The organism is Micromonospora sp. RTGN7, assembly GCF_033804645.1.
Lineage (GTDB): Bacteria > Actinomycetota > Actinomycetes > Mycobacteriales > Micromonosporaceae > Micromonospora.
The window spans coordinates 22,284-46,961 of sequence record NZ_JAPZLF010000028.1; the positions used below are offsets into that span (position 1 = coordinate 22,284).

A 24,678-nucleotide genomic window follows, 5' to 3' on the forward strand; every position below is an offset into this window, starting at 1 on the left:
ACCTCGTCACAGCCCGTTCCGGGAGATCACCTCCTGGTACCACCGGGCACTGGACTTCGGTGTGCGCCGCTGGGTCAGGTAGTCGACGTGGACGATCCCGAACCGCTTGAGGTACCCCTCGGCCCACTCGAAGTTGTCCAGGAATGACCATACGAGATAGCCGCGCAGATCCACTCCCCGGGCGACGGCCTCGTGTGCCGCCCGCAGGTGCCCGTCGAGGTAGGCGATCCGGTCGGCGTCGACGACCTGGCCGGGCCCCCCGTCCGGCCCCGCCTCGCCGGCCCGGTCCGGGAACGCCCCACCGTTCTCGGTGATCATCAGCGGCAGACCCGGGTAGTCGGCGGCGAGCCGCTCCAGCAGCCGGGTCAGCCCCGCCGGCTCGATCGTCCAGCCCATCTCGGTCAGCGACCCGGTCGACGGCAGGAACTCCACCGCCCCCTCGGTGCCCGGGTACGCCCCGCCGCCGGCGCCGTCCGGGCGGCCGGCCACGTACGTCGGGGAGTAGTAGTTGATCCCGAGCAGGTCGATCGGGGCGGCGATCAGCTTCTCGTCGCCGTCCCGGATGAAGGTCGGCTCCACCATCCGGGAGACGTGCTCCAGCACGTCGGCCGGGTAGCCGGCGCCGGTCAGCGGGTCCAGGAAGATTCGGTTCTGCAACCCGTCGACCAGCCGGACCGCCGCCGCATCCGCCGCGCTGGCCGGGTTCGCGGGCTGCACGTCCGCCGGGTTCAGGGTGATCCCGACGACCTCCGCGCCGGCCGCGCGCAGCGCCCGGGCCGCCAGGCCGTGGCCGAGCAGCAGGTGGTGTACGGCGGCGAAGGCCGCCCCCGCATCCCGCACGCCGGGGGCGTGCACGCCGTTACCGTACCCGAGGTAGGCCGAGCACCAGGGCTCGTTGAGCGTGGTCCAGGTGCGGATCCGGTCGCCGAGTCGGCCGTACACCGCCGTGGCGTACGCGGCGAAGTGCTCGGCGGTCTCCCGGTTGGTCCAGCCGCCCCGATCCTCCAGGGCCTGCGGCAGGTCCCAGTGGTAGAGCGTCACGATCGGGTCGATGCCCCGGTCGAGCAGCGCGTCGGTCAACCGGTCGTAGAAGTCCAGGCCGCGCGGCTCGACCGGGCCGGTGCCGTCGGGCTGGATCCGGGGCCAGGCGATCGAGAACCGGTACGCCTTCAGCCCCAGCTCCGCCATCAGGGCCACGTCGTCGGCGTACCGGTGGTAGTGGTCGCAGGCGACGTCGCCGGTGTGGCCGGCCTGGACCTTGCCCGGCGTACGGCTGAAGGTGTCCCAGATGGACGGGCCGCGACCGTCGTCGCGGGCCGAGCCCTCGATCTGGTAGGCCGCCGTGGCCGCACCCCAGACGAAGCCGTCGGGAAATCGGAGCTCGCTCACGCTTTTACCGCGCCTTCCATGATCCCGCCGATGATCTGGCGGCCGAACAGGACGAAGACCAGCAACAGGGGCAGGGTCGCGATGGCCGTGCCGGTGAAGACCTGCGACATGTCCTGGTAGTAGCCGTCCGACAGCGCCCGCAGGGACAGTTGCACCGTCGGGTTCTCCGGGTCGTTGAGGACAGCGTACGGCCAGAGAAAGTCGTTCCAGGTCGTCATGAAGGTCAACAGGCCGAGGACGGCGGCGGCCGGGCGCAGCGCCGGCAGCACCACGTTCCAGTAGATCCGCGCGGTGCTGCAGCCGTCGATCCGGGCCGCCTCGATCAGCTCGGTGCTGACGGCCTGGCCGGCGTACTGGCGCATCATGAACACTCCGAAACCGGTGACCAGCGCGGGGACGATCACCGCCGGCAGCCGGTCGTTCCAGTTCAGCTTCGTCATCAGCAGATACAGCGGAATGACTCCGAGCTGGGTGGGAACCATCATCGTCGCGATGATCGCCAGCAGCAGCGCGTTGCGGCCCCGGAACCGCAGCTTGGCGAAGGCGAACCCGGCCAGGGTGGAGAAGAAGACCACCGACACCGTGACCGTGATCGCCACGATCGCGGAGTTGATCAGGCCGGTGAGGAAGTACGCGTCGGTGTTCGCGAAGAGCCGGGCGATGTTCGCGCCCAGGTTGCCGCCGGGGGTGATCGGCGGCGGTATCTGGCCCATCGCGTCGCTGGACCGGCTCGCCACCACGAACATCCAGTAGATCGGGAAGATCGACAGGAGGGCGGAGGCGGCCAGGGCGGCGTAGGTGAGCCGGCTCGCGGACAGGAGTCGGTTCATCGGGGGCGCTCCTTCCGGGCCCGTCGGGTCTTCGCCGGCCCGTCGGTCCCGCCGAGCCGGCGCAGGAGGACCACGTTGATCGCCGCGACGATCGCGATGAGGGCGAAGAGCATCCAGGCGACTGCCGAGCCGTACCCGAAGTTGTAGTGCGGGGCGAAGGCGTTCTCGAACATGTACATGGTCATCGTCTGCGACTCGCGCAGTGGCCCGCCCCGGATCGGGTTGGTGCCGGAGTGGAACATCCGGGGCTCAGTGAAGAGCTGGAGGCCGCCGATGGTCGAAATGATCACCGCGAAGATGATCGTCGGCTTGAGCAGCGGCACCGTGATAGACCAGAACTGGCGGGTCCGTCCGGCCCCGTCGATCGACGCCGACTCGTAGAGGTCACGGGGGATGGCCTGCATGGCGGCCAGGAAGATCAGCGCGTTGTAGCCGGTCCACCGCCAGTCGACCATGGCGGAGATGGCCACCCAGGAGGCGACCCGGTTCGCCTTCCAGTCGATCGCGTCGAGGCCGACCACGTCGAGCAGCCAGTTGATCATGCCGAACTGCCGGCCGAACAGCACGCCGAAGACGATCGCCACGGCGGCCGTGGAGGTGACGTTCGGGACCAGCACCGCCATCCGCCAGGTGGTCCGGGCCCGGAGCTGCCGGTTGAGCAGGCTGGCCAGCCAGAGCGCGGCGAGCAGCTGCGGCACGGTGGAGATGACGAAGATGCCGAGGGTGTTGACCACCGAGTGCCAGAAGTCCGGGTCGGCCAGCAGCCCGGTGTAGTTCTCCGCCCCGACGAAGGGGTGCTCGGCGCCGAGCAGGTCCCAGTCGTGCAGCGAGACCCAGAACGTGTAGGCCAGCGGGTACGCCCCGAAGACGCCGAAGATCAGGAAGAACGGGGCGATGTAGAGGTAGGGGGAGTACTTCTCGTCGAGCCGGCTGAACCGGAACGCCCGTGACTGGCGGGCGGTGTGCCGTGCCGCCGGTCGCGCCGGCGGCCGGGCGTCGAGCTGGACGCTCATGCCCGGTCACTCCTTTCCGCGGCGCGGGCGGCGCTCCGCAGGACACCGGAGCCCCGCCCGCACACCTGGGTTGGGGCCTACTTGGCGGCGGCCTTCTTGGCGTTGTTCACCGCGTCGGTCCAGCCCTTCCCGGGGTCACGCTGGCCGAGCTCGACCGTGCGGACGGCGTTCTCCACCTCGGTGCGGACGGCCTGGTTTTTCGGTCCCATGTAGACCGGCTTGAGGCTCTTGGCGCCGGCCGCGAAGATCTTGCCAACCGGTGCGTCGGAGAAGTACGCGTTCTTGGAGTCGACCACTGCCGGGTCGTCCAGTGCCTGCGGGCTGGACGGCAGCGGGCCCTTGGCCTTGAACGCCCCGATCTGGCCCTTGGCGCTGGTCAGGAACTTGGCCAGCTCGATTGCCTCGGCCTGGTGCTTGCTCTGCTTCGGCACGGCGAGGAACGAGCCGCCCCAGTTGCCGCCGTTGCCGGGCACCTGGGCGATGTCCCACTTGCCCTTGGCGGCCGGGCCGGCGTGGCCCTCGATGACCCCGGTCATCCAGGCCGGGCAGGCGACGGTGGCGAACTTGGCCTGCTTGAACGCGGAGACCCACTCCTCCGACCAGGAGCCGTACTTGCCGGACAGGCCCGAGTCGATGATGTCCATGGTGATGTCCCAGGCCTGCTTTACGGCCGGGTTGCTGTCCACCACCAGGTTGTTGCTGGTGTCGTAGTAGTGGTAGCCCTGCGCGTTGCCGGCGGTCTGCAGCACGATGGTGTTGAAGATGTTCGTCGCCGCGTCGAGGAACGACGCCCCGGTGTTGGCGGCCTTGAACTTCTCGCCGGTGGCGACGTACTCCTGCCAGGTCGGCCAGAGCTTGGACACCGCGTCCCGCTCGGTCGGCAGGCCGGCCTTGGCGAAGAGGTCCGTGCGGTAGCACATCGCCATGCCGCCGACGTCGGTGCCGAGTCCGATGAGCTGCTTGCCGTCGGCGGTCATCCCCTGGTTCCACTTCCAGTCCAGGAAGTTGCCCTTGAGGTCGGCCGCGCCGTGGTCGAGCAGGTTGACGAAGTTCTGCGGGTTGGCCTTGTACTCGACCAGCAGGCCCTCTTCGATGGCGACGACGTCACCGGCGCCCTTGCCGGCGGCGAGCCACTGGGTGAGCTTCGGGGAGTACTCGTCGAGGTTGCCGCCGGTGCCCCGCTCGACGATCTTCACGTCGGGGTGGGCTGCCATGTACTCCTTGTAGAGCTCTTCGTAGCCCATCTGGCCGAAGACGTCGACGGTCAGCGTGACCGGCCCACCCTCGGCGGGCTCGTCCCCGCCGCAGCCGGCAGTGGTGAGCAGTGCGGTGGCCGCAACGAGGGCCACGGCCGCAAGGCGGCGGCGCGGAAAGACACCCATCTGTTCTCGGACCCCTCTCAGGTCGTGCGGGTGGTGGGTCGGGTAAACCTGCTGGTGGACGAGCCTTGACCACGGGGCGGGCAGGCTCGAAAAGGTGCGTGAGAGCGCTCTCACAAGAGAGTGGTCCCTGACACACCGGATGTCAAGAGAGCGCTCTCATGGTCTCGGCCCGCCCACACCAGAGGGGCCCTCCGCAGGCGGAGGGCCCCTCTGGTGTGGCGTTGCGGCCGGGCTGCGGCCGGGTGCGTCAGCCGGTGCGCAGACCGTTGAGCAGACCCCGGTCCCCGGTCACGCTGAGCGTGTCGAAGCTGATCCGACCCATCAGGGCGAGCAGCAGGTCGCTGGCCGTCCCGCTGACCTCGGCCCGGGCGTGGTGGTCGTCGTGGTCGAGGATCGTGGCGGTGTCCAGCAGCGCCACCCCCTCGCCACGCAGCCGCAGGTACCACTCCTGGCCGGCGTCCGGCGCGGAGAGGTGCACCACCCCGTGCCAGGAGCCGGTCGCCGTGCGCTTCCCGGCGGGCAGCCAGGTGTCCAGCACCTCGCTCACCCCGTCGGCCGCGAGCTTGGCCTCGATCGGCTCGCCGGCGGCGATGGCGAGCTGGGCGTCCCAGCGGTGCACCGCCGTCTCATGCGCCACCCGGCGCGGCCAGAAGCCCGCCTTCTTCGGCTGCGGCGCCCAGTTCCACGCCGGCGCCTCCGGGTCCAGCCCGTCGAAGGCGGTCATCAGCCGGTCGTACGCCTGCTGCCAGTACTCCAGCGGGGTCAGCCCGGCGGGCACGAGGCCCCGCTCCGGGCGCTCCGGCAGGGAGGCGGTGCCGGAGGTCACGATGATGTGCACCCAGCGGTAGACGTCGCCGAGGTGCACCGTCAGGTCGTTGATGGTCCAACCGGGGCAGGAGAGCACGGGTGTCTCGGGAGGAGCTTCCGCGACGGCGGCGGCGAACGCGGGCCCCTCCGCCCGGAGCGCGCCGATCCAGAAGTCCTTCGTGCCGTGCAGTCTGCTCATCAGGATCCTCCCGGGCGACCGCGCCACCAGTGGGTGCCGCGGCTTCCCCTCAGCCTAGGGTGAAAGGCGTGTCAGACGTTAGTGCCCAGCCGGCCACCGAAACCCACGCCACCGACCCGACCCGGTTGGCGAAATACACCACCCTGCGTCTCGGTGGCGCGGCGGGACGGGTGGATACCGCTGCCAGCGCCGAGGAGATCGTACAAAAGGTGCGGCAGGCGCGCCTACGGGACGATCAGGTGCTGATCCTCGCCGGGGGCAGCAACGTCGTGATCGGCGACGCCGGCTTCCCCGGCACCGTCGTGCTGGTGCGCTCCCGGGGGCTTCGGGTGGTCGCCGAGGACGCCGACACCGTCACGGTACGCGTCGAGGCCGGCGAGCCGTGGGACGACCTGGTTGCCGCGACCGTGGCCAACGGCTGGTCCGGGCTGGAGTGCCTCTCCGGCGTCCCCGGGTCGGCCGGCGCCACCCCGATCCAGAACGTCGGCGCGTACGGCCAGGAAGTGGCCGAGACGATCACCGGCGTCCAGGTGTACGACCGCACCGACGACAGCGTGGGCCGGATCGAGGCCGCCGAGTGCGGCTTCGCGTACCGGTCGAGCGTCTTCAAGTACAGCGAGCGCTGGGTGGTGCTCTCGGTCGACTTCCGGCTGACCCGCTCACCGCTCTCCGGCCCGGTCCGCTACGCCGAACTGGCCCGGTCGCTCGGCGTCTCCGTCGGCGACCGGGTGTCGCTGGCCGACGCGCGGGCGACCGTGCTGCGGCTGCGCGCCGGCAAGGGCATGGTGCTCGACGATGCGGACCCGGACACCTGGTCGGTGGGCTCGTTCTTCACCAACCCGGTGCTGGACCGGGAGGGCTACGAACTGCTCCGCGAGCGCGCCGTCGACCTGGGCGATCCGCCGCACTGGACGGGGGCCGGCGACATGGTCAAGGTCAGCGCGGCCTGGCTGATCGACAAGGCCGGCTTCGCCAAGGGCCACCCCGGCCCCGAGGGCGTGGCCATCTCCGGCAAGCACACCCTCGCCCTCACCAACCAGACGGGCACCGCCAGCACCGCCGCCCTCATCGCCCTGGCCCGCGACATCCGCGACGGCGTCCACGCCCGCTTCGGCGTCCCCCTGCACCCCGAACCCGTCCTCATCAACTGCACCCTCTGACCCCACCCCACCCCGGCCCACCCCCCCACCCCCACCCCCACCCCCACCCCCACCCCCACGTCCCGCCCCACCCTGTCCCGCCCCACCCTGCCCCGCGATCTTGCAGTTCCGGCCCCGACATAACGGGCATAAGGGGTGATCGGGAGGCCTCAAGTGCAAGATCGCGGGGGCAGGGCAGGGCGGGGCAGGGGCGGGGCGGGACGGGGCGGGGTGGGGGTGGGACGGGGTGGGGGTGGGACGGGGTGGGGCGGGGGTTAGGTGGGGGCGATGGTGGGCCAGGGGATGGTGAGTTCGCCGTGGCGCCAGCGGCGGGGGCCGTTTAGGACCGGCCAGCCGGCGGCCCGGACCGCCGCGACCGTGTGCAGCCAGCGCTGCCGGGGGCCGAACGGGGCGTACGCGGCGGCGGCCCGCCAGGCGTCGTCCAGGGCGCGGATCAGGTCATGGATCGGTTCGCCCGGCACGTTTCGGTGGATCAGCGCCTTCGGCAGCCGCTCGGCCAGCTCGGCGGGGCTGCCCAGCGAGGCGAGCCGCGCGGCCAGGGTGAGGCTGCGGGGGCCGTCGGCGTCGATCAGCAGCCAACCGCCGAGCCGCCCCAGCTCGTCGCAGGTGCCCTCGACCAACGCCCCACCCGGGGCCAGCCGGCCGGTGACCGTCCGCCAGGCGTCGGCGACCTCGGCCTCGTCGTACTGGCGTAGGACGTTGAACGCCCGGACCAGGGCGGGACGCAACCCCGCCAGCTCGAACCCGCCCCGGGCGAAGGTGAGCCCGGGCGGGTCGGCGGCGGGCTGAGCGGCGGCCACGCGTACCGGATCGATCTCCAGCCCGACCACCCGGACGTCGGCGCGGATTCCGGCGGCCAGCCGGGCGCGCAGCTCCACGGCCGTGACCGGGGTGGCGCCGTAGCCCAGGTCGACCACCAGGGGGTCCGGCGCCGCCCGCAGCCGGTCGCCGCAGGTCTCGACGATCCAGTTGTCCACCCGGCGGAGCCGGTTCGGGTTCGTCGTCCCCCGGGTCACCACGCCCCGGGGCTTCACCGGCGTCGTCCCCGTTCCTGAGCGTGCGGCCCATTCCGGCCGGCTCACTCCGCGCGCCTCACCCGTCGACCCGGTGCACCTTGTGCTGCGCGGCCTGGGCCAGCGGGCGGACCACCAGCCGGTCGACGTTGACGTGTTGAGGGCGGGTCGCGCACCAGGCGACGCAGTCGGCGACGTCCTCGGCGACCAGCGGCTCGGCCACCCCCGCGTAGACCGCCGCCGCCCGGTCGGCGTCGCCGTCGAAGCGGACCAGCGCGAACTCGTCGGTCCGCACCATCCCCGGGTCGATCTCGATCACCCGGACGGGCCGGCCGCACAGCTCCAGCCGGAGCGTGCTGGCGATCGCCGTCTGCGCGTGCTTCGCGGCGGCGTAACCGCCGCCACCCTCGTACACGACGAGGCCGGCGGTGGACGAGATGATCACGATGGTGCCGGCGCCGGACCCCTCCAGCGCGGGCAGCAGCGCCTGGGTGACCCGCAGGGTGCCGAGCACGTTGACGTCGTACATCCACTGCCAGTCGTCCACCGAGCCGGACTCCACCGGGTCGATCCCGCGGGCGCCGCCGGCGTTGTTGACCAGCAGGGTGACCGGCCCGGGGGCCGCCGCGGCGGCCTCGGCCAGGCCGGCGACGGAACGGTCGGAGGTGACGTCGCACTCCACGGCGGTGGCGGATCCGCCGGCCGCCTCGATGCCGGCGACCAACTCGGCCAGTCGGTCGGCCCGCCGGGCGGCGGCGAGCACGTGGAATCCCTCGGTGGCCAGCCGGCGGGCGGTGGCCGCGCCGATCCCGCTGGACGCCCCGGTGACGATCGCGACAGAGGTCATCCGGCCATTCTCACCCCGGCCCGGCGGCCCCGCGTCGGCGGGCGCGTGATCGGCGCCGATGAGGTCCGTCACGCTCGCGGGTCACTTTGACGCATTTCCGATGCCCGATGGGGAAGATGACATCCGGCGCGCAGGTTGACCGGGGTGTGTCGGTCGTGCGGGACGGCATCAACCGTGACAGAGGGAGCGGAAGTGGCGGAATTGCGCACCGGTGTCGGTCGTCAGCGCGGTGCCCGTCCGTGGCCGCGGCCCCGGCGCATCGCCACCCTGTCGGTACACACCTCACCGCTGCACCAGCCCGGCACGGGTGACGCGGGCGGGATGAACGTCTACATCCTGGAGGTCGCGCGCCGGCTGGCCGAGGCCGACGTCGAGGTGGAGATCTTCACCCGGGCCACCTCCGGTGACCTTCCGCCGGTGGTCGAGATGGCCCCCGGCGTGCACGTCCGGCACGTCACCGCCGGCCCCCTCGAAGGGCTGACCAAGGAGGAACTGCCGGGCCAGCTCTGCGCGTTCACGGCCGGGGTGCTGCGGGCCGAGGCGGCCCGGCCGCCGGGCTACTACGACCTCATCCACTCCCACTACTGGCTCTCCGGTCAGGTCGGCTGGCTGGCCAAGGAGCGCTGGGGGGTGCCGCTGGTGCACACCGCGCACACCCTGGCCAAGGTGAAGAACGCCCGGCTCGCGGCCGGTGATCGGCCGGAGCCGAAGGCCCGGGTGATCGGCGAGGAGCAGGTGGTCGCCGAGGCCGACCGGCTGGTCGCCAACACCGAGGTCGAGGCCGACGACCTGCTCAACCGGTACGACGCCGACCCGGCCCGGGTCGCCGTGGTGGAGCCCGGCGTCGACCTGAGCCGGTTCCGGCCCCCCGCCGGGGACCGGCGTGCCGCGACGCTCGACGCCCGCCGCCAGCTGGGGCTGCCCACCGACGGGTACCTGGTGGCCTTTGTCGGCCGGATCCAGCCGCTGAAGGCCCCTGACGTGCTGATCCGGGCCGCCGCCGCGCTGCGGGAGCGCGATCCGCTGCTGGCCGACGAGCTCACCGTGGTGATCGTCGGCGGTCCCAGCGGCAGCGGGCTGGACCGGCCGACCGCCCTGATCGAGCTGGCCGCCTCGCTCGGCGTCGCCGACCGGGTGCGTTTCCTGCCGCCGTGCACCGGGGGCGACCTGCCGGCCGTGTACCGGGCCGCCGACCTGGTCGCGGTGCCGTCGTACAACGAGTCGTTCGGGCTGGTCGCCCTGGAGGCCCAGGCCTGCGGTACGCCGGTGCTGGCCGCCGCCGTGGGTGGCCTGGTCACCGCCGTCCAGGACCAGATCAGCGGGGTGCTCATCGACGGCCACGACCCGGTCGACTGGGCCCGTGCGCTGGCCCGCCTGCTGCCCGACCCGGTGCGCCGGGCCGCCCTGGGCCGGGGCGCCGAGCGGCACGCCCGGAACTTTTCCTGGGACCGCACGGTCTCACACCTGCTCACCGTCTACGGCGAGGCGATCGCCGAGCACCGCTGCCGGCTGGCCGACCGGCTTGCCGCCGACCCCGCCCTCTCCTGTTCCTGGTGAGGCGTTCTCCGGTCGGGATGCGGGAACCGGGCGCGGCCGTACAGTGGGGCGGATGAGCGCGAAGAGCGAAGTCGCCGCCCTGATCGAGTCGGTCTGCGCGGAGCGGGAGTTGGCCGTCGAGTCCACCGGCGATGCGTCGTACGCGGTCACCCTGCCCGGCACCCACAAGCTCAAGACGATCTGCAATTTCATCGTCGGCGAGCACGCGCTGCGGGTCGAGGCGTTCGTGATGCGCCAGCCGGACGAGCGGCGCGAGGAGCTGTGGGCGTGGCTGCTGCAGCGCAACGCCCGAATGTACGGGGTCTCCTTCTCCATCGACGCGGCCGGCGACGTCTACCTGACCGGCCGGGTGAACCTCGGCGGGATCGACTCCGACGAGCTGGACCGGCTGCTCGGCGCCGTCCTGACATACGCCGACGAGTCCTTCGACACCATGTTGGAGATCGGCTTCGGCGGTGCCATCCGCCGCGAGTGGGAGTGGCGGGTCAAGCGTGGCGAGTCAACCGCCAATCTCGCGGCGTTCGCGCACCTCTTCGAGCCCTCGTCAACGGCGGGAGGTTCGGCGTCGTCCTGATGGGTATGCCGCACCGCGCGGTGCGGCACTGGGATCGACCGCGCGCCGAGGACGGACTGTCGAGGAGCGTGAGCATCCCATGGCTCAGCGGAACAGCTCAGGTCGCGGCGGGGCTGCGACCAGCACGAAGCGGCAGGCGGGCAACCAGACGCCGAACACCCCGGGGATCTCCGAGTCGGAGATCTCCCGGATGAGGGCCGACGACATCCGTGGCCAGTTGCGCCGCCACGGCGTCTCCGGGATCTCCGCCCTGCGCAAGCCGGAACTGGTGAAGACACTGGCCCGGACGCTGCGCGTCGAGGGCCGGGCCGGCGGCGCGGCGCGGGGCAGCACCGGGCCGGCGGGCCGCGCCCGCGGCACGAAGGCCACAACCGGCGCTCGGAAGACCACCGGGGGCACCCGCAAGGCGACCCCGGCGCGGGCGAAGGCGACTGCGGCGCGGGCCAAGGCGACCCCGGCTCGGGCGAAGGCGACTGCGGCGCGGGCCAAGGCCGTCCCGTCACGGGCGAAGACTGCCCCGGCGAGGAAGACGACTCCGACGCGGGCGAAGGCTGCCCCGTCACGGGCGAAGGCGGCTCCCGCGAAGAAGGCGGCGGCGCGCGCCCAGCGGACGGCTCCCGTGCGGGCCCGGCCGGCCGGCGCGACTCAGCAACGGTCGGCAGTGCGCACCGGTGGGTCGTCGTCCCGGTCGGTGCGCTCCTCACAGCCGATCACCTCGATCCAGGACCGGCCGGAGCGTCCCGGGCGCAGCCTGGTCACCACCGACCACGACGTGATCCGACGGTGGGCGCGGGAGCGTGGCGCGCGGCCGGCCACGATCGCCGGGACCGAGCGGGACGGTCGGGCGGGGGTGCTGACGTTCAACCTGCCGGGTTACCGGGAGAGCAGCCGGATCCGCGAGATCACCTGGGACGAGTGGTTCCGCACGTTCGACACCCGTCGGCTCAACCTCATCTACCAGGAGCAGTTGCGCAACGGCCGGCAGAGCAACTTCTTCCGTACCGAGTCCCCCGATCGTGAGGACGGCTGAGGGTTTGGGGGAATGTCGGTCGGGTAGACGCTGTTAGCTGGAGACGAGGCCCCATTTGTAGGACGACGATGCTGTGACCGGCGAGACATACAGCGGAGCCGGGTTGAATCAGCAATCGGGGCGAACTAACTTTATTGCACCGCGCCACGCTCGGTAACGTTCGGGGGAGCGGCGGATCGATCAGATCCGTGCACGAGCGAGGCGCAGGAAACGGGTGGATCCCGCCGTTGGGGGACGGCGCCATCCGTGGGAACCGGCGGCGCGAGCGGGCGACGCTTACGGGGGTGAGTGTCGCCCGCCGCCGCCGGGCACGATGCGAGCGCCCACCGAGACCCAGGGTCGAGGTGGGCGCTTTGCGTCGTTTGCGCTAGGCGGGCGTGGCCTCGGCCGGCTGCGGCGCCGGGAACCGGACAACAGCGACCGGCGCGGTCGGCGGGCGCAGCGCGGCGGCCCGCCGCTCCCGGGCCGGGCCGGAGACCAGGTGGGCGACGGCCATCACCACGCCGATCGCCGCGCAGCCCAGCCAGAGCGCGCCGTTGCCGGCCTGCTGCCGGATCAGGCCGCCGAGGATCGGGGCGGCGGCTGCGGCGATCTGCCAGGACAGCGAGAACACACCCTGGTAGCGGCCGCGCAGCTCGGCGGGGGAGAGCTCGGCGATCAGGGTGGAGTTGGACGGTGAGTTGAGCATCTCGCCGAGGGTCCAGATCAGCACGGTCAGGCCGTAGAGCCAGACGGTGTCGGCGAACGCGGTCAGCCCGAAGCCGACCCCCATCACGACGGCGGCCAGGGCGAGCACGTGTGAGCGGCTGCGCCCCCGGATCAGCCGGGGGACGAAAAGCTGTCCGGCCACGATGAGTACCCCGTTGAGCGCGATCACCGACCCGTACATGGACGGGCTCAGCCCGTCGTCGCCCATCGCGATCGGCAGCATCGAGATGTGTTGGAGGAAGACCAGGGCGCCGAGCAGGTTGAGCGCGACGAAGCCCAGGTAGACCCGGTCGGTTCCGATGGTGCGCAGCGCACCCCGGGGGCGGGGCGTCCCGGCGGCGACCGGGGCGGCGCGGGTCGGCACCCGGGTCTCCGCCACCTTCACGAAGATGATCACGGCGGTGACCAGGGTGGTGGCCGCGTCGACCACGAACAGCAGCAGGTAGCTGGCCTCGGCGGCGAGCCCGGCCAGGATCGCCGCGCTGGCGAAGCCGAGGTTGATGGCCCAGTAGTTCAGCGAGAACGCGCGCAGCCGGTCCCGTTCCGGAACCACGTCGATCATCATGGCGGCGAACGCCGGCCGGGCCGCCTCGGCGAAGAGGCCGAGTAGCAGCGCCCCGACGGCGACCGCCCAGAGCTCCCGGGCGAGGCCGAGGATCAGCATCATGCTGGCCGCCCCGAGGTGGGCGGTGAGCAGCGTCGGCCGCCGGCCCCACCGGTCGGCGAGCATCCCGCCCAGCGTGGTGCCGACCGCTCCGCCGACGCCCCACATGCTGAGCACGAGGCCGGCCGCGAGTTCGTCGAAGCCACGCTCCTGGGTGAGGTAGATGGCCAGGAAGACCAGGACGAACGAGCCGAGTCGATTGATCAGGGTGCCGGCCCAGAGGTACCAGAAGGTTCTCGGTAGTCCGCCGGTGGTGTCCCGGAACCAGCCCCGCATCGCCCGCACGCCCGCGCCCCCGAAGTGGTAATGACCGATGTATCTAGTGCGCCTTACAACCTAGTCCCGGCCCTGAACGTCGGTCATCCGCTTTTCCACGTGGTGGTCGTCACCGCAGGTCCTCCGCGTGCCCGTCGATCGCGTGCGGCAGGATGATCGGCATGACTGCGAGCGAAGGGCCTACCGTCGGGACGCTAATCCTGCTGCGGCACGGCGAGAGCGACTGGAACGCGAAGAACCTCTTCACCGGCTGGGTCGACGTCGACCTGACCGCCAAGGGGGAGGGCGAGGCGCGGCGCGGCGGCGAGCTGCTGCGCGAGCACGACCTGCTGCCGGACGTGGTGCACACCAGCGTGATGCGCCGGGCGATCCGCACCGCCGAGCTGGCGCTGAACGCCGCCGACCGGCACTGGATCGCGGTGCGCCGGTCGTGGCGGCTCAACGAGCGGCACTACGGCGCCCTGCAGGGCAAGGACAAGAAGCAGACCCTGGACGAGTACGGCGAGGAGCAGTTCATGCTCTGGCGCCGCTCCTACGACACGCCGCCGCCGCCGATCGCGGACGACGACGAGTTCTCGCAGGCCGGCGACCCGCGCTACGCACTGCTGCCGACCGAGCTGATGCCGCGCACCGAGTGTCTCAAGGACGTCGTCGAGCGGATGCTGCCGTACTGGTACGACTCGATCGTGCCGGACATCCTGGCCGGCCGGACGGTGCTGGTGGCGGCGCACGGCAACTCGCTGCGTGCCCTGGTCAAGCACCTCGACCAGATCAGCGACTCGGCGATCGCCAAGCTGAACATCCCGACCGGCATCCCACTGCGCTACGACCTGGACCCGCAGCTGCGCCCGCTCACCCTTGGCGGGACGTACCTCGACCCGACCGCCGCCAAGGCCGCCGCCGCGGCGGTCGCCAACCAGGGCCGCTGACGCCACGAACCGAGGCCCCGACCCCCGTGGCGGGGTCGGGGCCTCGGTGTCGGCTCGCTCGCCCCGACGGTCTTCCGGGGTATCCCGTTTCCGGCGCTGGCCAGGTGAACTTTGACCCTACGATCGGCCGGTGGGGTGGGCGATGACGACGGTGGTGGTCGTGGCGTTGGTGGCCGGGTTGGCCATCGGTTCGTTGCTGCCCGGGCTCGTCCGGTCGCGGCGCCGTCGCGGCCCGGCCGCCGGCAACGGCGGTGGCCGTCCGTCCCGGACCACGGGGAGCCCCGTGCTGGTCGACAGTCAGCAGGGCGGGCTGTCGGGCCTTGGTCGTCGTACCGTGGACTCGCTGCGGGCCGGCGTCGTGGTGCTCGGCCCCGACGACGCGCCGGTCCTGGTCAACCCCGGGGCCCGGGCGATGGGCCTGCTCAGCACCGGGGCCACCCCCGGTTCCGTCGCGGCCCACCCGCTGATCCGTACGCTGGCCGGGCAGGTGCGGCGCACGGGCGTGCGCCGCGAGATCGAGCTCGACCTGCCCCGGGGCCACGCGATCGCCGGCCCCGACCCGCTCGGCGTGCACCTGCGCGCGAGGGCGATCGGCGGTGGTCACGTGGCCGTCGAGGCCACTGACGTCACCGAGTCGCACCGGTTGGCCCGGGTCCGCCGGGACTTCGTGGCCAACGTCAGCCACGAGCTGAAGACCCCCATCGGCGCGCTGCAACTGCTCGCCGAGGCGCTGCTGGACGCCACCGAACCGGCCGGCGCGGCGGCCCCCGACCTCTCCGAGGACCTGGTCGCCGCGCGCCGGTTCGCCGAGCGCATCCAGCACGAGTCGACCCGGCTGGGCCGGCTCGTGCAGGAGCTGCTGGAGCTGACCCGGCTCCAGGGGGCCGAGCCGCAGCCCGCGCCAGAGCCGATCGCGGTGGACTGGGTGATCGCCGAGGTGATCGACCGCACCCGCACCAGCGCCGCCGCCCGCCGCGTCGAGGTGGTCGTCGAGGGCGAACGCGGGCTGACCGGGTACGGCAGCGACTCCCAGCTCGCCACCGCCGTGGCCAACCTGGTCGAGAACGCCATCCACTACTCGGACGAGGACACCACGGTTCGGGTCCGCACCCGCGCCGACGGTGAGCACGTCGCGATCTCCGTCGCCGACCAGGGGATCGGCATCGCGCCGACCGACGTCGAGCGGATCTTCGAACGGTTCTACCGGGCCGACCAGGCCCGGTCCCGGGCCACCGGCGGCACCGGCCTCGGCCTGGCCATCGTGAAACACATCGCCAGCAACCATGGCGGCCGGGTCGAGGTGTCGAGCACTCTTGGTGGTGGGTCGACGTTCACCCTCCGGCTACCCGCCCGTCCACCGGACGATCTCCTGTCGACACCGTCCTCCGGTGGGATCGAGCCCGGCCCGGCCTAGCTCGGGCAGGCCTGACCGCAATGAAAGGAACCCCGGTGAGCCGCGTTCTGGTGGTCGAAGACGAGGAGTCTTTCTCCGACGCCCTGTCGTACATGCTTCGCAGAGAGGGCTTCGAGGTCTCGGTCGCGGCCACCGGCCCGTCCGCCCTCGCCGAGTTCGACCGGTCCGGTGCGGACATCGTGCTGCTCGACCTGATGTTGCCGGAGATGTCCGGCACCGAGGTGTGTCGGCAGCTCCGCCAGCGCTCCCACGTGCCGATCATCATGGTCACCGCGCGGGACAGCGAGATCGACAAGGTGGTCGGCCTGGAGATCGGGGCCGACGACTACGTGACCAAGCCGTACTCGCCCCGGGAACTGGTCGCCCGGATCCGGGCGGTGCTGCGCCGGCAGAGCCCGGAGGCGGTTGAGTCGGACACGCCGGCCCTGGCCGCCGGCCCGGTGCGGATGGACGTCGAGCGGCACGTGGTCACCGTCGAAGGGGCCGCCGTCCAGCTTCCGCTCAAGGAGTTCGAGCTGTTGGAGCTGCTGTTGCGCAACGCCGGCCGGGTGCTGACCCGGGGGCAGCTCATCGACCGGGTCTGGGGGGCCGACTACGTCGGCGACACCAAGACCCTGGACGTGCACGTCAAGCGGCTCCGCTCGAAGATCGAGCCGGAGCCGTCGGCGCCGCGCTTCATCGTCACCGTCCGGGGGCTGGGCTACAAGTTCGAGCCGTGACCGCGCCGCCGGGGGACCGGGCGCAGGGCCGCTACGACGAGCTGGCCGGGTGCGGCGCGACCTGGCCCTGCCGGAGCCGGGCAGTGCACAGCTCGGCGAGCTGCGCGTAGGCGGGCGCGCCGATCAGCGCGGTCAGCTCCGGGCCGTACGAGATGTACATCGGCTCGGCGCCGACGTGCGCGTCCGTCGACGAGGTGCACCACCAGTCCAGGTCGTGGCCGCCCGCGCCCCAGCCCCGCCGGTCGAACTCGGCCAGGGTGGAGATCAGCACCTTCGTGTCGTCGGGGCGCTTGTGCCATTCCTGGTCCCGGCGGACGGGCAACTGCCAGCAGACGTCCGGCTTGTACTCCAGCGGGTGCACCCCGTCGCGCAGCGCCTGGGCGTGCAGCGCGCAGCCGCCGCCGGCCGGGAAGTCGGCGTCGTTGAGGAACACGCACGGGGCGTTGATGTCGCGGGTGGCGGTGCGCCGGGCCGGTTTCTCGCCGTCGAGGGTGTCCTCGGCCGTCCAGTTCCCGAAGCCGCGCCGGAAGTGCTGCCAGGTCGTCGGGGTGAGCCGCTTGACCGCCGCGCGGACCCGCTTCTCGTCGTCGGCGTCGGTGAAGAACGCGCCGTGCGAGCAGCAGCCGTCGGCGGCCCGGCCGGCGACGATGCCGTGGCAGCCTCGGCCGAACACGCAGGTCCAGCGGGAGAGCAACCAGGTCAGGTCGGCGCGGACCACGTGGGTGGCGTCGGCCGGGTCGACGAACTCGATCCACTCCCGGGGGAAGTCCAGCGCCACCTCGCGGCTGCGCGGGTCGTCGGTGTCGTCGACCAGGCCCTCGATCTCGATCTGGCTCGTCACCCGGCCCAGCGTACGCCCGGTCTTCGGTTCCCACCGGCGAGCCGACAGATCCGGCCAGGCCCTAGTGTCATCAGCATGCGACTGGGAGTCCTCGATGTCGGGTCCAACACCGTGCACCTGCTGGTGGTCGACGGCCACCACGGCGCGCATCCCTGGCCCGTCCACTCCGAGAAGGTGGTGCTCCGGCTCGCCGAGCAGATCGGCCCCGACGGCGCGCTCACCGAGGCGGGGGCGGACGAGCTGGTCAAGGCGGTCGGGCTGGCCCGAGCCGCCGCGGCCGGGCTGGACACCGCCGAGCTGATCGCGTTCGCCACCTCCGCGGTCCGCGACGCCACCAACTCGCGGGAGGTACTGGCCCGGGTGAGCGACGAGACCGGCGTACGGCTGGAGGTGCTCTCCGGCGCGGACGAGGCGCGGATGACGTTCCTCGCGGTCCGGCGGTGGTTCGGCTGGTCGGCGGGGCGGCTGCTGGCGCTGGACATCGGCGGCGGCTCGTTGGAGATCGCCGCCGGCATCGACGAGGACCCGCAGGTCGTGGTCTCCCTCCCGCTCGGGGCTGGCCGGCTGACCCGCGACCGGCTCCGGGTCGACCCGGACAGCGCGGCCCCGCCGTCCGCCGAGGCTGTGGAGGCGCTCCGGGAGCACGTCGACGGGCTGCTCGATCCGGTGGTGGAGAAGCTCGCCGAGGTGGGCTGGGAGCGCGCGGTGGCCACCTCGAAGACGTTTCGCACCCTGGCCCGGCTGGCCGGGGCGGCCCCGTCCGGCGCCGGCCTGTGGGCCCGACGCAGCCTGACCCGGGACGGCCTGCGGCAGGTGTTCGGCTTCATCCGGCACATCCCGCCGCGGCACCTGTGGGAGCTGGAGGGGGTCGGCGTCGGGCGGGCGCACCAGCTGCTCGCCGGGGCGGTGGTGGCAGAGGCGGTGATGCGCCGCCTCGACGTGCCGTCGCTGGACATCTGCCCGTGGGCGCTGCGCGAGGGAGTCGTCCTGCGTCGATTGGATCAGCTCACGCCGATGTGATCTCCCGTGGCGGTTGCGGGGGGTTTGCGACTGCTCGTCACGATGCCGCAACGGAGCCGGGCTACGCTGGCTGGTGTGACTTACCGCGTCCCGGTGCTCCTCTCCACGTCCTCGGTCTTTCCTGAGCGGACCGCGGCGGCGTTCCAGTTGGCCGCGGCGCTCGGCTACGACGGTGTCGAGGTGATGGTCTGGACCGACGCCGTCAGCCAGGACGCCGGCGCGCTACGCGGCCTGGCCGAGCACTACGGGGTGCCGGTGCTCTCCGTCCACGCGCCCTGCCTGCTGGTGACCCAGCGGGTGTGGTCCCCCGACCCGTGGGAGCGGCTGCGCCGGGCCGCCGAGCTGGCCGAGACCCTGGAGGCGCCGACGGTCGTGGTGCACCCGCCGTTCACCTGGCAGCGGGACTACGCCCGGAACTTCGCCGACGGGCTGGCGACGATTGCCGGCCGGTTCGACGGGCTGCGCATCGCGGTGGAGAACATGTACCCGGTGCGGATGGCCGGTCGGCAGTTCGTCCCGTACGCCCCGGGCTGGGACCCGGCCGACACCGGCTACCCGTCCTACACGCTCGACCTGTCGCACTGCGCCGCGTCGCACTCCGACGCGATGAAGATGGCCGACCGGATGGGCGCGGGCCTGGCCCACGTGCACCTCGGCGACGGCACCGGCGAGGGGCGCGACGAGCACCTGGTTCCGGGGCGCGGCACCCAACCCTGTGCCGAACTGCTGCGCTCGCTGGCCGGGCGCGGCTTCACCGGCTCGGTCGCCGTGGAGGTCACCACCCGGGGCGCGAAGAGCCGCGCCGTCCGCGAGGCCGACCTGCGTGAGGCCCTGGAGTTCGCCCGTGCCCACCTCACCGCCCCGTCCCCGGTCGACGCCTGAGCGCTGCGCCGCGCCCCGGGGCCGGGCGAGGTCAGCTCACCGGGGTGAGGTTCTCGGCGGCCAGGGCGGCGACCTGCTCGCCGAGCGCCGCGCGCTTGCGGGCCCGGTGCGCTGCCACGTGCGAGCGGGTCGCGCAGCGCTCCGAGCAGAACCGCCGGCAGCAGTTCGACGAGGTGTCCAGGTAGACGTTGCCGCAGCGCTCGTCGGCGCAGACCCCGAACCGGGCGCTGCCGTACTCGCAGAGCCAGACCGACAGCCCCCACACTGCCCCGGCCAGGTATTCGGCGCTGACCGACGCGCCCCGGCTGGTGACGTGCATGTGCCAGTCGCTGGAGTCGTGTCCGGAGATGCGCGGCTGGACCGGGCATGCCTCCAGCAGCGCGTTCAGCTCGGCCACTGCCTGAGTGTCCCGCCCGGAGGTGCCGTACTCGAAGACGTCGCGCAGTCGCTTCTGCGCCCGCCGGAAGGTCGCGATGTCCCGTTCCGCGACCTCGTCGCGCATCCACGCGTTGTCGTCGGGGAAGATGGCCCGCAGGTCGTCGAGGTCGTCCAGGCGGGTGTTGACGAGGTCAACCCCGGTCCGGGCGTACGCTTCGAAGTTCACGCCTCCAACCGTAGACGACTCACGGGAGTCGCGGCGTGTCGATGTAGTGCGGCAGGAACCTGGCGTAGTTGTCGGTGATCAGACTTCGGCTCTCCCGCAGCCCCGCGCCGGCCGGCTGCCCGTCGACGATCCAGCTGCCCAGCACCACGTGGTTGCCGTCGAAGCACGGCAGGGCCCGGAACTCCTGGTAACAGAAGCCCTCTTCGCCATAGCTGCCCGGATTGCTGATCTCCTTCCCGGCGGTGACGATGCGCACCGAGCCGCCCTCGCGGCCCAGCAGCGGCTTGGCCACGTACTCGGTCAGCTGCCGCGGCGAGTCCAGGTACGCCGGCAGCAGGTACTCGTGGCCCGGATACAGCTCCCAGAGCACGGCGAGTAGCGCCTTGTTGGACAGCAGCAGCTTCCAGGCCGGCTCGATCCAGGTGGTCGGGGCGCCCGGGTCCAGCGCCAGCGGCCCGTACGGCTCGGCCAGCATCCACTCCCACGGGTAGAGCTTGAAGCAGGTGGTGACCGGCCGGTCGGCGGCGTCGACGAAGCGGCGGCCGTCCCAGCCGATCTGCTGGATCGGCAGCAGCTCCGCCGCGAGCCCCGCCTGCCGGGCGGTCTCGGCCAGGTACCCGGCGGTGATCTGGTCCTCGCCCGACTCCTCCTCGTCCGACCAGGCGACGTGCACCTGCCTGTCGTGCAGGCCCGCGCCGATCTTGGCCCAGGCGGCGACGAGGCGCTCGTGCAGGCTGTTCCACTGGTCGGCCTCGGGGCGGGTCTCCTCCAGCCAGAACCACTGGACGATGCTCGCCTCGACCAGCGAGGTGGGCGTGTCGGCGTTGTACTCCAGCAGCTTCGGCGGCCAGCTGCCGTCGTAGCAGAGGTCGAAGCGGCCGTAGAGGCTCGGCGGGCCCTCGTGCAGCGAGCGGGCCACCGCCTCGGCCGCCCAGTCGGGGATGCCGAACTCGGCGTACCGGTGGCGGGCCACGATGTGCTCGGCGGCGGCGACGCACATCGCGTGCAGCTCCGCGGTCGCCGCCTCCAGCCTGAGCACCTCCGCCAGGCCGAAGACGTACGCGGCGGTCTCGTCCCAGTACGACACAATTTCGCCGTCGGGCAGCTCGGTGTCGATGTACACCAGGCCCTGGGAACGGACGGTGGCGTCCCAGCCCGGGCGCGGGACGACCGTCTCGCGCCGCATGTCAGCCGCCGCAGGAGGCGAGGTGGGTGCCGAAACCACCGCGCTCCGGCACGGCCGTGGAGACCGGCTGCGGCGCGGCGCGGGTGGCGTCGGTGGTGGCGCTGACCGGCACGCGCATCGCCAGCGCGACTGTCGTCCCACCACCGATCGGCCCGAGCGCGCAGTCGTCATCGTCGTCGTCGGAGGACATGTTGCAGCCGGAGAGGGCGAGCGCGAGAGCGGTCAGCGTGCCGAGCTGCACGGTGGCCGACCGGAGCCGGCGTCGGGATCGTTCTTCCACGTGCATGGTTGTAGCCGATCCGCGCCACGTCGGCACCCCGGTGCCACCGGGTCCGCGGGCGTTACGCTCGACTCATGCTCCGTTCCGTCATCCTTGCCGCCTCCCGGTCATCCCAGGTCGAGCGGCTCGTCGAGACTGCCCCGTTCACCCGGGACGTCGTCCGCCGGTTCGTCGCCGGTTCCGGCACCGACGACGCGTTGCGCGCGACCCGCGAACTCGTCGCCGACGGCCTCGCCGTCACCCTCGACAACCTCGGCGAGGACACCGTCACCGCCGAGCAGGCCACCGCCACCCGGGATGAGTACCTGAGGTTGCTCAGGCTGCTCTCCGATGCCGGGCTCACCTCGGCCGCCGAGGTCAGCGTGAAGCTCTCCGCGCTCGGCCAGATGTTCGACGAGCGGCTCGCGTACGACAACGTGCGGGCGATCTGCGCGGCGGCCGACGCGGCCGGCACCACGGTCACCCTGGACATGGAGGACCACACCACCACCGACGCGACGCTGGACACCCTGGCCCGGCTCCGCAAGGACTTCCCGGCGACCGGGGCGGTGCTCCAGGCGTACCTGCGGCGGACCGAGTCCGACTGCCGCGAGCTGGCGTCGCCCGGGTCCCGGGTGCGGCTGTGCAAGGGTGCGTACAAGGAGCCGGAGTCGGTGGCGTACCAGTCCGCCCGCGAGGTGGACAAGTCCTACGTGCGCTGCCTGAACATCCTGATGTCCGGCGACGGTTACCCGATGCTGGCCACCCACGACCCGCGCCTGATCGCCATCGGTGAGGACCGGGCTCGCTGGTTCGACCGCGGCCCGGACCGCTTCGAGTTCCAGATGCTCTACGGCATCCGGCCGGAGGAGCAGGCCCGGCTGGTCGGCGAGGGCCACACCGTGCGCACCTACCTGCCCTACGGCACGGACTGGTACGGCTATCTGATGCGCCGGCTCGCCGAGCGCCCCTCGAACCTGGTGTTCTTCGGCCGGGCTCTGGTCTCGAAGAAGTAGCCCCGTCCGACGGCGCCGGCCGGCGCGCGCAACGACCACCGCCGGCCGGCCTGGGCCGTTTCACCCGGACGGCCGTGGCGGCGCTCGCCCGAACGGCCCGAAAGTCGTAACCTTCGCCGGGTGACCGACGGGCTGGACGGGTGGCACGAACGGTGCCGGAGCCGGAGCCGGAGCTGGCCGCTCCGGGCCGCCCTCGGCGCGGTCCTCCTGCTGCTCACCTGCGGCCTCCCGGCGGTGCTGCTGGCCGGCGTCCTGCACGAGGCCGCCGGCCGGCCGACGGTCGGCTGGTCCGGCGCGCCCGTCGGGGATCCCGCCACCCGGGCGGCACGGGAGCTCGGCGAGCGGATCGGCGCCCAGCTCGACCGCCAGGCCGACGCCCTGCTCGGCGGCGACCGGGCCGGGTTCCTCGCCATCGCCGAGCCCGCCGCCCGGCCCGCCCTCACCCGCCGGTACGCCGCTCTGCGGGCGCTGCGGGTCACCGTCTGGCGGCCCGAGCAGACCGGCCTGCCGGCCACCGTCCCCGGCCGGCCCGACGAGTCGCGGCTCGTGGTCCGCTTCCAGTACTGCTTCGTGCTCCCCGACTGCCGACCGAGCCCCGTGCTGATCGGCACCCGGTGGCGGGAGGACGCCGGCACGTCCCGACTGGTCGCCGTCGAGGAGTCCCGGTCCGCCGAGGCCGGCGCCCGGCCGTGGGAGGCCAGCGAGCTGGTGGCGGCGGTCGGCCCGCGTACCGTCGTGGCCACCACCCCGGCGCTGCGTGGGAAGCTGCCGGGCCTGCTCCGACAGGCCGAGGCGGCTGCCCGGGTCGCCGACGGGTACGTGGTCGACGGTGCCCCACCTGACAGGTACCGGATCTTCTACGCCGGCCGGGCCGAGTGGCTGAGCTGGTACGGCGGCGGCCGGCCGAAGTGGACCGGCGGGTACGCGGTCACCGTCGGCGGCGGCCACCACGAGGTGGTGCTCAACGCCGGCGGGCTCTCCGCCACCGGCACCGACGACCTGCTTCGGCACGAGCTGACCCACGCCGCGTCCCTGCCCGAGCGCGGGTACCCGGGCAAGGCGACCTGGTGGCTGGTCGAGGGGATCGCCGAGTACGTGGGTGTCGGCGGAGCGCCCGTGAGCCGGTACGAGGGGCTGGCCGAGGTGCGCGAACTGCTTGCCCCGGCTGGCGGCTGGAACGGCCGGCTGGACGCGCTGACCCCGGCCGACGACGCCCCCGCCCGGCGGGTCAGCGGCAGCTACGGCGTCGGGTACCTGGCCGTACGCCACCTCGTCGACCGTTTCGGCGAGCATCGGTTGCTCGCCTTCTTCAGGGCGGTGGTGCACGACCGCCGGCCGCTCGACGAGGCGTCCGGGCAGGCGTTCGGGCAGCCCTGGACGGCCCTGCACGACGAGTGCGTCGGATACGCCCGGTCGGCGGCCGGCTGACCGTGCCCGCCGCCGGGGCCCGTACCGAGGAAGCCGGCGGTGGAGGCGGTGGAGGCGGAGGCGGAGAGCCTCCGCCTCGACGTGCTCGGCCTCGGGGCGGCCAAAGCGTTCCTCGGCCCGGGCCTGATCGCGGCTCGCAGCTCACGGCTGCTGAAGGTCCGGCGCCGGTGAGCTGGTGCCGGCCGAGAGCAGTCTCTGCGCCAGCGCGCGACAGCGCCCCCGCAGCTCCGGAGGGTCGAGCACCTCGAAGTCGTGTCCCAGCAGGAGCATGTGCATGAGCACGAAGTCGAGGCTGCCGGCGCCACTGAGCACCTCGCAGCGCTCGCTCCCGGCCCGTCGTACGACGGCCGCCGACGCCGGAATCTGCGCGCGTACCGTGTCGGCCGACGCGTGCACCAGGAAGCGCGCCCGGTGCGGGTAGACCCGACTCGCCACACCCTCCTGCACGTACGTCGCCGCATCGGGCGCCGCGCGCGGGCGGAAGCGCCAGGTCCGGGCCGACACCTCGGTCATCCGGTCGACCCGGAAGCTGCGCCAGTCGTCGCGGCCGAGGTCGTAGGCGAGGAGGTACCAGCACCGGTCGGAGGCGACCAGGCGGTAGGGCTCGACCCGCCGCCGTACCTCGCTGCCGGACGGGTAGTCGAAGCCGGCCTCGACCTCATCGCGGCAGGCCCTGGCCAGCGTCATGAGCACCTCGGGGTCGACCGGCGGGCGGCCGCCGCCGAAGGACTCCACCGAGCTGGAGAGCGCACGTACCTCGTGCCGAAGCCGGCCGGGCAGCACCCGGTCGAGCTTGGTCAGCGCCCGGAGTGCGGCGTCGCCGGCGCCGGCGACCCCGCCCCCCGCGCCGGCGCGCCGCGCGACCGCGGTGGCGATCGCCTCCACGGCGGCGCGGGGCAGCGGCGGCCGGTCCAGGCCCGAGCCGAGCGGG

25 protein-coding genes are annotated in these 24,678 nt (G+C 72.6%); 12 read left to right on the forward strand and 13 right to left on the reverse strand.

The features are described 5' to 3' along the window. Window positions 1-6 precede the first annotated feature (6 nt). The 5 genes from SNR22_RS27160 to SNR22_RS27180 form a co-directional block, all read right to left on the reverse strand. Window positions 7-1,389 carry a GH1 family beta-glucosidase gene (locus SNR22_RS27160; RefSeq protein ID WP_320069512.1) on the reverse strand — a complete coding sequence of 461 codons (1,383 nt, stop codon included), beginning with the start codon at window positions 1,387-1,389 and terminating at the stop codon, window positions 7-9. Beyond that, the gene (locus SNR22_RS27165) at window positions 1,386-2,219 is read right to left on the reverse strand and encodes a carbohydrate ABC transporter permease (protein ID WP_320069513.1); all 834 of its coding nucleotides are present in this window, start codon (window positions 2,217-2,219) and stop codon (window positions 1,386-1,388) included. Before SNR22_RS27165 ends, SNR22_RS27160 begins: the two co-directional genes overlap by 4 nt. Then, on the reverse strand, window positions 2,216-3,232 hold the full coding sequence (locus tag SNR22_RS27170) for a sugar ABC transporter permease (protein WP_320069514.1): 1,017 nt from the start codon (window positions 3,230-3,232) through the stop codon (window positions 2,216-2,218). Before SNR22_RS27170 ends, SNR22_RS27165 begins: the two co-directional genes overlap by 4 nt. Window positions 3,233-3,309: 77 nt before the next feature. Further along, window positions 3,310-4,614: an ABC transporter substrate-binding protein gene (locus tag SNR22_RS27175; RefSeq protein WP_320069515.1), complete on the reverse strand. Its 1,305-nt coding sequence runs from the start codon at window positions 4,612-4,614 to the stop codon at window positions 3,310-3,312. Between the two features lie 247 nt (window positions 4,615-4,861). Continuing rightward, complete coding sequence (locus SNR22_RS27180) at window positions 4,862-5,620, reverse strand: maleylpyruvate isomerase family mycothiol-dependent enzyme (RefSeq protein ID WP_320069516.1); 759 nt, start codon at window positions 5,618-5,620, stop codon at window positions 4,862-4,864. Window positions 5,621-5,688: 68 nt separating this feature from the next. Here SNR22_RS27180 and SNR22_RS27185 point away from each other — a divergent pair, with 68 nt between their 5' ends. Next, window positions 5,689-6,780: a UDP-N-acetylmuramate dehydrogenase gene (locus tag SNR22_RS27185; protein ID WP_320069517.1), complete on the forward strand. Its 1,092-nt coding sequence runs from the start codon at window positions 5,689-5,691 to the stop codon at window positions 6,778-6,780. A 254-nt stretch (window positions 6,781-7,034) separates the two neighbouring features. Here SNR22_RS27185 and SNR22_RS27190 read toward each other — a convergent pair whose 3' ends face one another. Both SNR22_RS27190 and SNR22_RS27195 read right to left on the reverse strand, forming a co-directional pair. Continuing rightward, entirely contained in the window at window positions 7,035-7,814 is a 780-nt protein-coding gene (locus tag SNR22_RS27190) for a class I SAM-dependent methyltransferase (protein ID WP_320069518.1), read from the reverse strand. Between the two features lie 58 nt (window positions 7,815-7,872). Further along, window positions 7,873-8,640, reverse strand: coding sequence for an SDR family oxidoreductase (locus SNR22_RS27195; RefSeq protein WP_320069519.1), 768 nt, complete (start codon window positions 8,638-8,640; stop codon window positions 7,873-7,875). Between the two features lie 192 nt (window positions 8,641-8,832). Here SNR22_RS27195 and mshA point away from each other — a divergent pair, with 192 nt between their 5' ends. The 3 genes from mshA (at window position 8,833) to SNR22_RS27210 (ending at window position 11,801) form a co-directional block, all read left to right on the forward strand. Further along, window positions 8,833-10,197 carry a D-inositol-3-phosphate glycosyltransferase gene (mshA, locus tag SNR22_RS27200; RefSeq protein ID WP_320069520.1) on the forward strand — a complete coding sequence of 455 codons (1,365 nt, stop codon included), beginning with the start codon at window positions 8,833-8,835 and terminating at the stop codon, window positions 10,195-10,197. Window positions 10,198-10,249: 52 nt separating this feature from the next. Then, window positions 10,250-10,771 carry a YbjN domain-containing protein gene (locus SNR22_RS27205; protein WP_320069521.1) on the forward strand — a complete coding sequence of 174 codons (522 nt, stop codon included), beginning with the start codon at window positions 10,250-10,252 and terminating at the stop codon, window positions 10,769-10,771. Between the two features lie 79 nt (window positions 10,772-10,850). Further along, entirely contained in the window at window positions 10,851-11,801 is a 951-nt protein-coding gene (locus SNR22_RS27210) for a hypothetical protein (RefSeq protein ID WP_413775719.1), read from the forward strand. A gap of 367 nt (window positions 11,802-12,168) precedes the next feature. Here SNR22_RS27210 and SNR22_RS27215 read toward each other — a convergent pair whose 3' ends face one another. Next, on the reverse strand, window positions 12,169-13,458 hold the full coding sequence (locus SNR22_RS27215; RefSeq protein ID WP_320069522.1) for an MFS transporter: 1,290 nt from the start codon (window positions 13,456-13,458) through the stop codon (window positions 12,169-12,171). A 152-nt stretch (window positions 13,459-13,610) separates the two neighbouring features. Between SNR22_RS27215 and SNR22_RS27220 the strand changes: the two genes are divergently transcribed. From SNR22_RS27220 to SNR22_RS27230, 3 genes are all read left to right on the forward strand, one after another. Then, window positions 13,611-14,378, forward strand: a complete 768-nt coding sequence (locus tag SNR22_RS27220) for a phosphoglyceromutase (RefSeq protein ID WP_320069523.1) — start codon at window positions 13,611-13,613, stop codon at window positions 14,376-14,378. 142 nt (window positions 14,379-14,520) lie between these two features. Next, on the forward strand, window positions 14,521-15,792 hold the full coding sequence (locus SNR22_RS27225; RefSeq protein WP_320069536.1) for a sensor histidine kinase: 1,272 nt from the start codon (window positions 14,521-14,523) through the stop codon (window positions 15,790-15,792). 35 nt (window positions 15,793-15,827) lie between these two features. Continuing rightward, window positions 15,828-16,511, forward strand: coding sequence for a response regulator transcription factor (locus SNR22_RS27230; protein ID WP_320069524.1), 684 nt, complete (start codon window positions 15,828-15,830; stop codon window positions 16,509-16,511). A gap of 31 nt (window positions 16,512-16,542) precedes the next feature. Here the strand turns inward: SNR22_RS27230 and SNR22_RS27235 are convergent, their stop codons facing one another. Beyond that, window positions 16,543-17,352 carry a hypothetical protein gene (locus SNR22_RS27235; RefSeq protein ID WP_320069525.1) on the reverse strand — a complete coding sequence of 270 codons (810 nt, stop codon included), beginning with the start codon at window positions 17,350-17,352 and terminating at the stop codon, window positions 16,543-16,545. A 75-nt stretch (window positions 17,353-17,427) separates the two neighbouring features. Here SNR22_RS27235 and SNR22_RS27240 point away from each other — a divergent pair, with 75 nt between their 5' ends. Next, window positions 17,428-18,372, forward strand: coding sequence for a Ppx/GppA phosphatase family protein (locus SNR22_RS27240; RefSeq protein ID WP_320069526.1), 945 nt, complete (start codon window positions 17,428-17,430; stop codon window positions 18,370-18,372). Window positions 18,373-18,447: 75 nt separating this feature from the next. Then, entirely contained in the window at window positions 18,448-19,254 is an 807-nt protein-coding gene (locus SNR22_RS27245; RefSeq protein WP_320069527.1) for a sugar phosphate isomerase/epimerase, read from the forward strand. A gap of 31 nt (window positions 19,255-19,285) precedes the next feature. On the opposite strand, the gene SNR22_RS27250 is transcribed toward SNR22_RS27245, so the two are convergent. Genes SNR22_RS27250 through SNR22_RS27260 form a run of 3 tightly spaced genes read right to left on the reverse strand, consistent with a single transcriptional unit; the run spans window position 19,286 to window position 21,324 of the window. Next, entirely contained in the window at window positions 19,286-19,858 is a 573-nt protein-coding gene (locus SNR22_RS27250; RefSeq protein ID WP_320069528.1) for a CGNR zinc finger domain-containing protein, read from the reverse strand. 19 nt (window positions 19,859-19,877) lie between these two features. Beyond that, window positions 19,878-21,044 (reverse strand): glutathionylspermidine synthase family protein, encoded by a 1,167-nt coding sequence (locus SNR22_RS27255; RefSeq protein ID WP_320069529.1) that lies wholly within the window; start codon window positions 21,042-21,044, stop codon window positions 19,878-19,880. A 1-nt stretch (window position 21,045) separates the two neighbouring features. After that, window positions 21,046-21,324, reverse strand: a complete 279-nt coding sequence (locus SNR22_RS27260) for a hypothetical protein (protein WP_320069530.1) — start codon at window positions 21,322-21,324, stop codon at window positions 21,046-21,048. Between the two features lie 74 nt (window positions 21,325-21,398). Between SNR22_RS27260 and SNR22_RS27265 the strand changes: the two genes are divergently transcribed. The 3 genes from SNR22_RS27265 (at window position 21,399) to SNR22_RS27275 (ending at window position 23,918) form a co-directional block, all read left to right on the forward strand. Further along, on the forward strand, window positions 21,399-22,319 hold the full coding sequence (locus tag SNR22_RS27265) for a proline dehydrogenase family protein (protein WP_320069531.1): 921 nt from the start codon (window positions 21,399-21,401) through the stop codon (window positions 22,317-22,319). Window positions 22,320-22,439: 120 nt separating this feature from the next. Beyond that, window positions 22,440-23,747 (forward strand): hypothetical protein, encoded by a 1,308-nt coding sequence (locus tag SNR22_RS27270; protein WP_320069532.1) that lies wholly within the window; start codon window positions 22,440-22,442, stop codon window positions 23,745-23,747. 39 nt (window positions 23,748-23,786) lie between these two features. Continuing rightward, window positions 23,787-23,918: a hypothetical protein gene (locus tag SNR22_RS27275; RefSeq protein WP_320069533.1), complete on the forward strand. Its 132-nt coding sequence runs from the start codon at window positions 23,787-23,789 to the stop codon at window positions 23,916-23,918. On the opposite strand, the gene SNR22_RS27280 is transcribed toward SNR22_RS27275, so the two are convergent. Then, a partial coding sequence (locus tag SNR22_RS27280) for a WYL domain-containing protein (protein ID WP_320069534.1) occupies window positions 23,889-24,678 on the reverse strand: 790 nt, incomplete at its 5' end. The genes SNR22_RS27275 and SNR22_RS27280 overlap by 30 nt on opposite strands.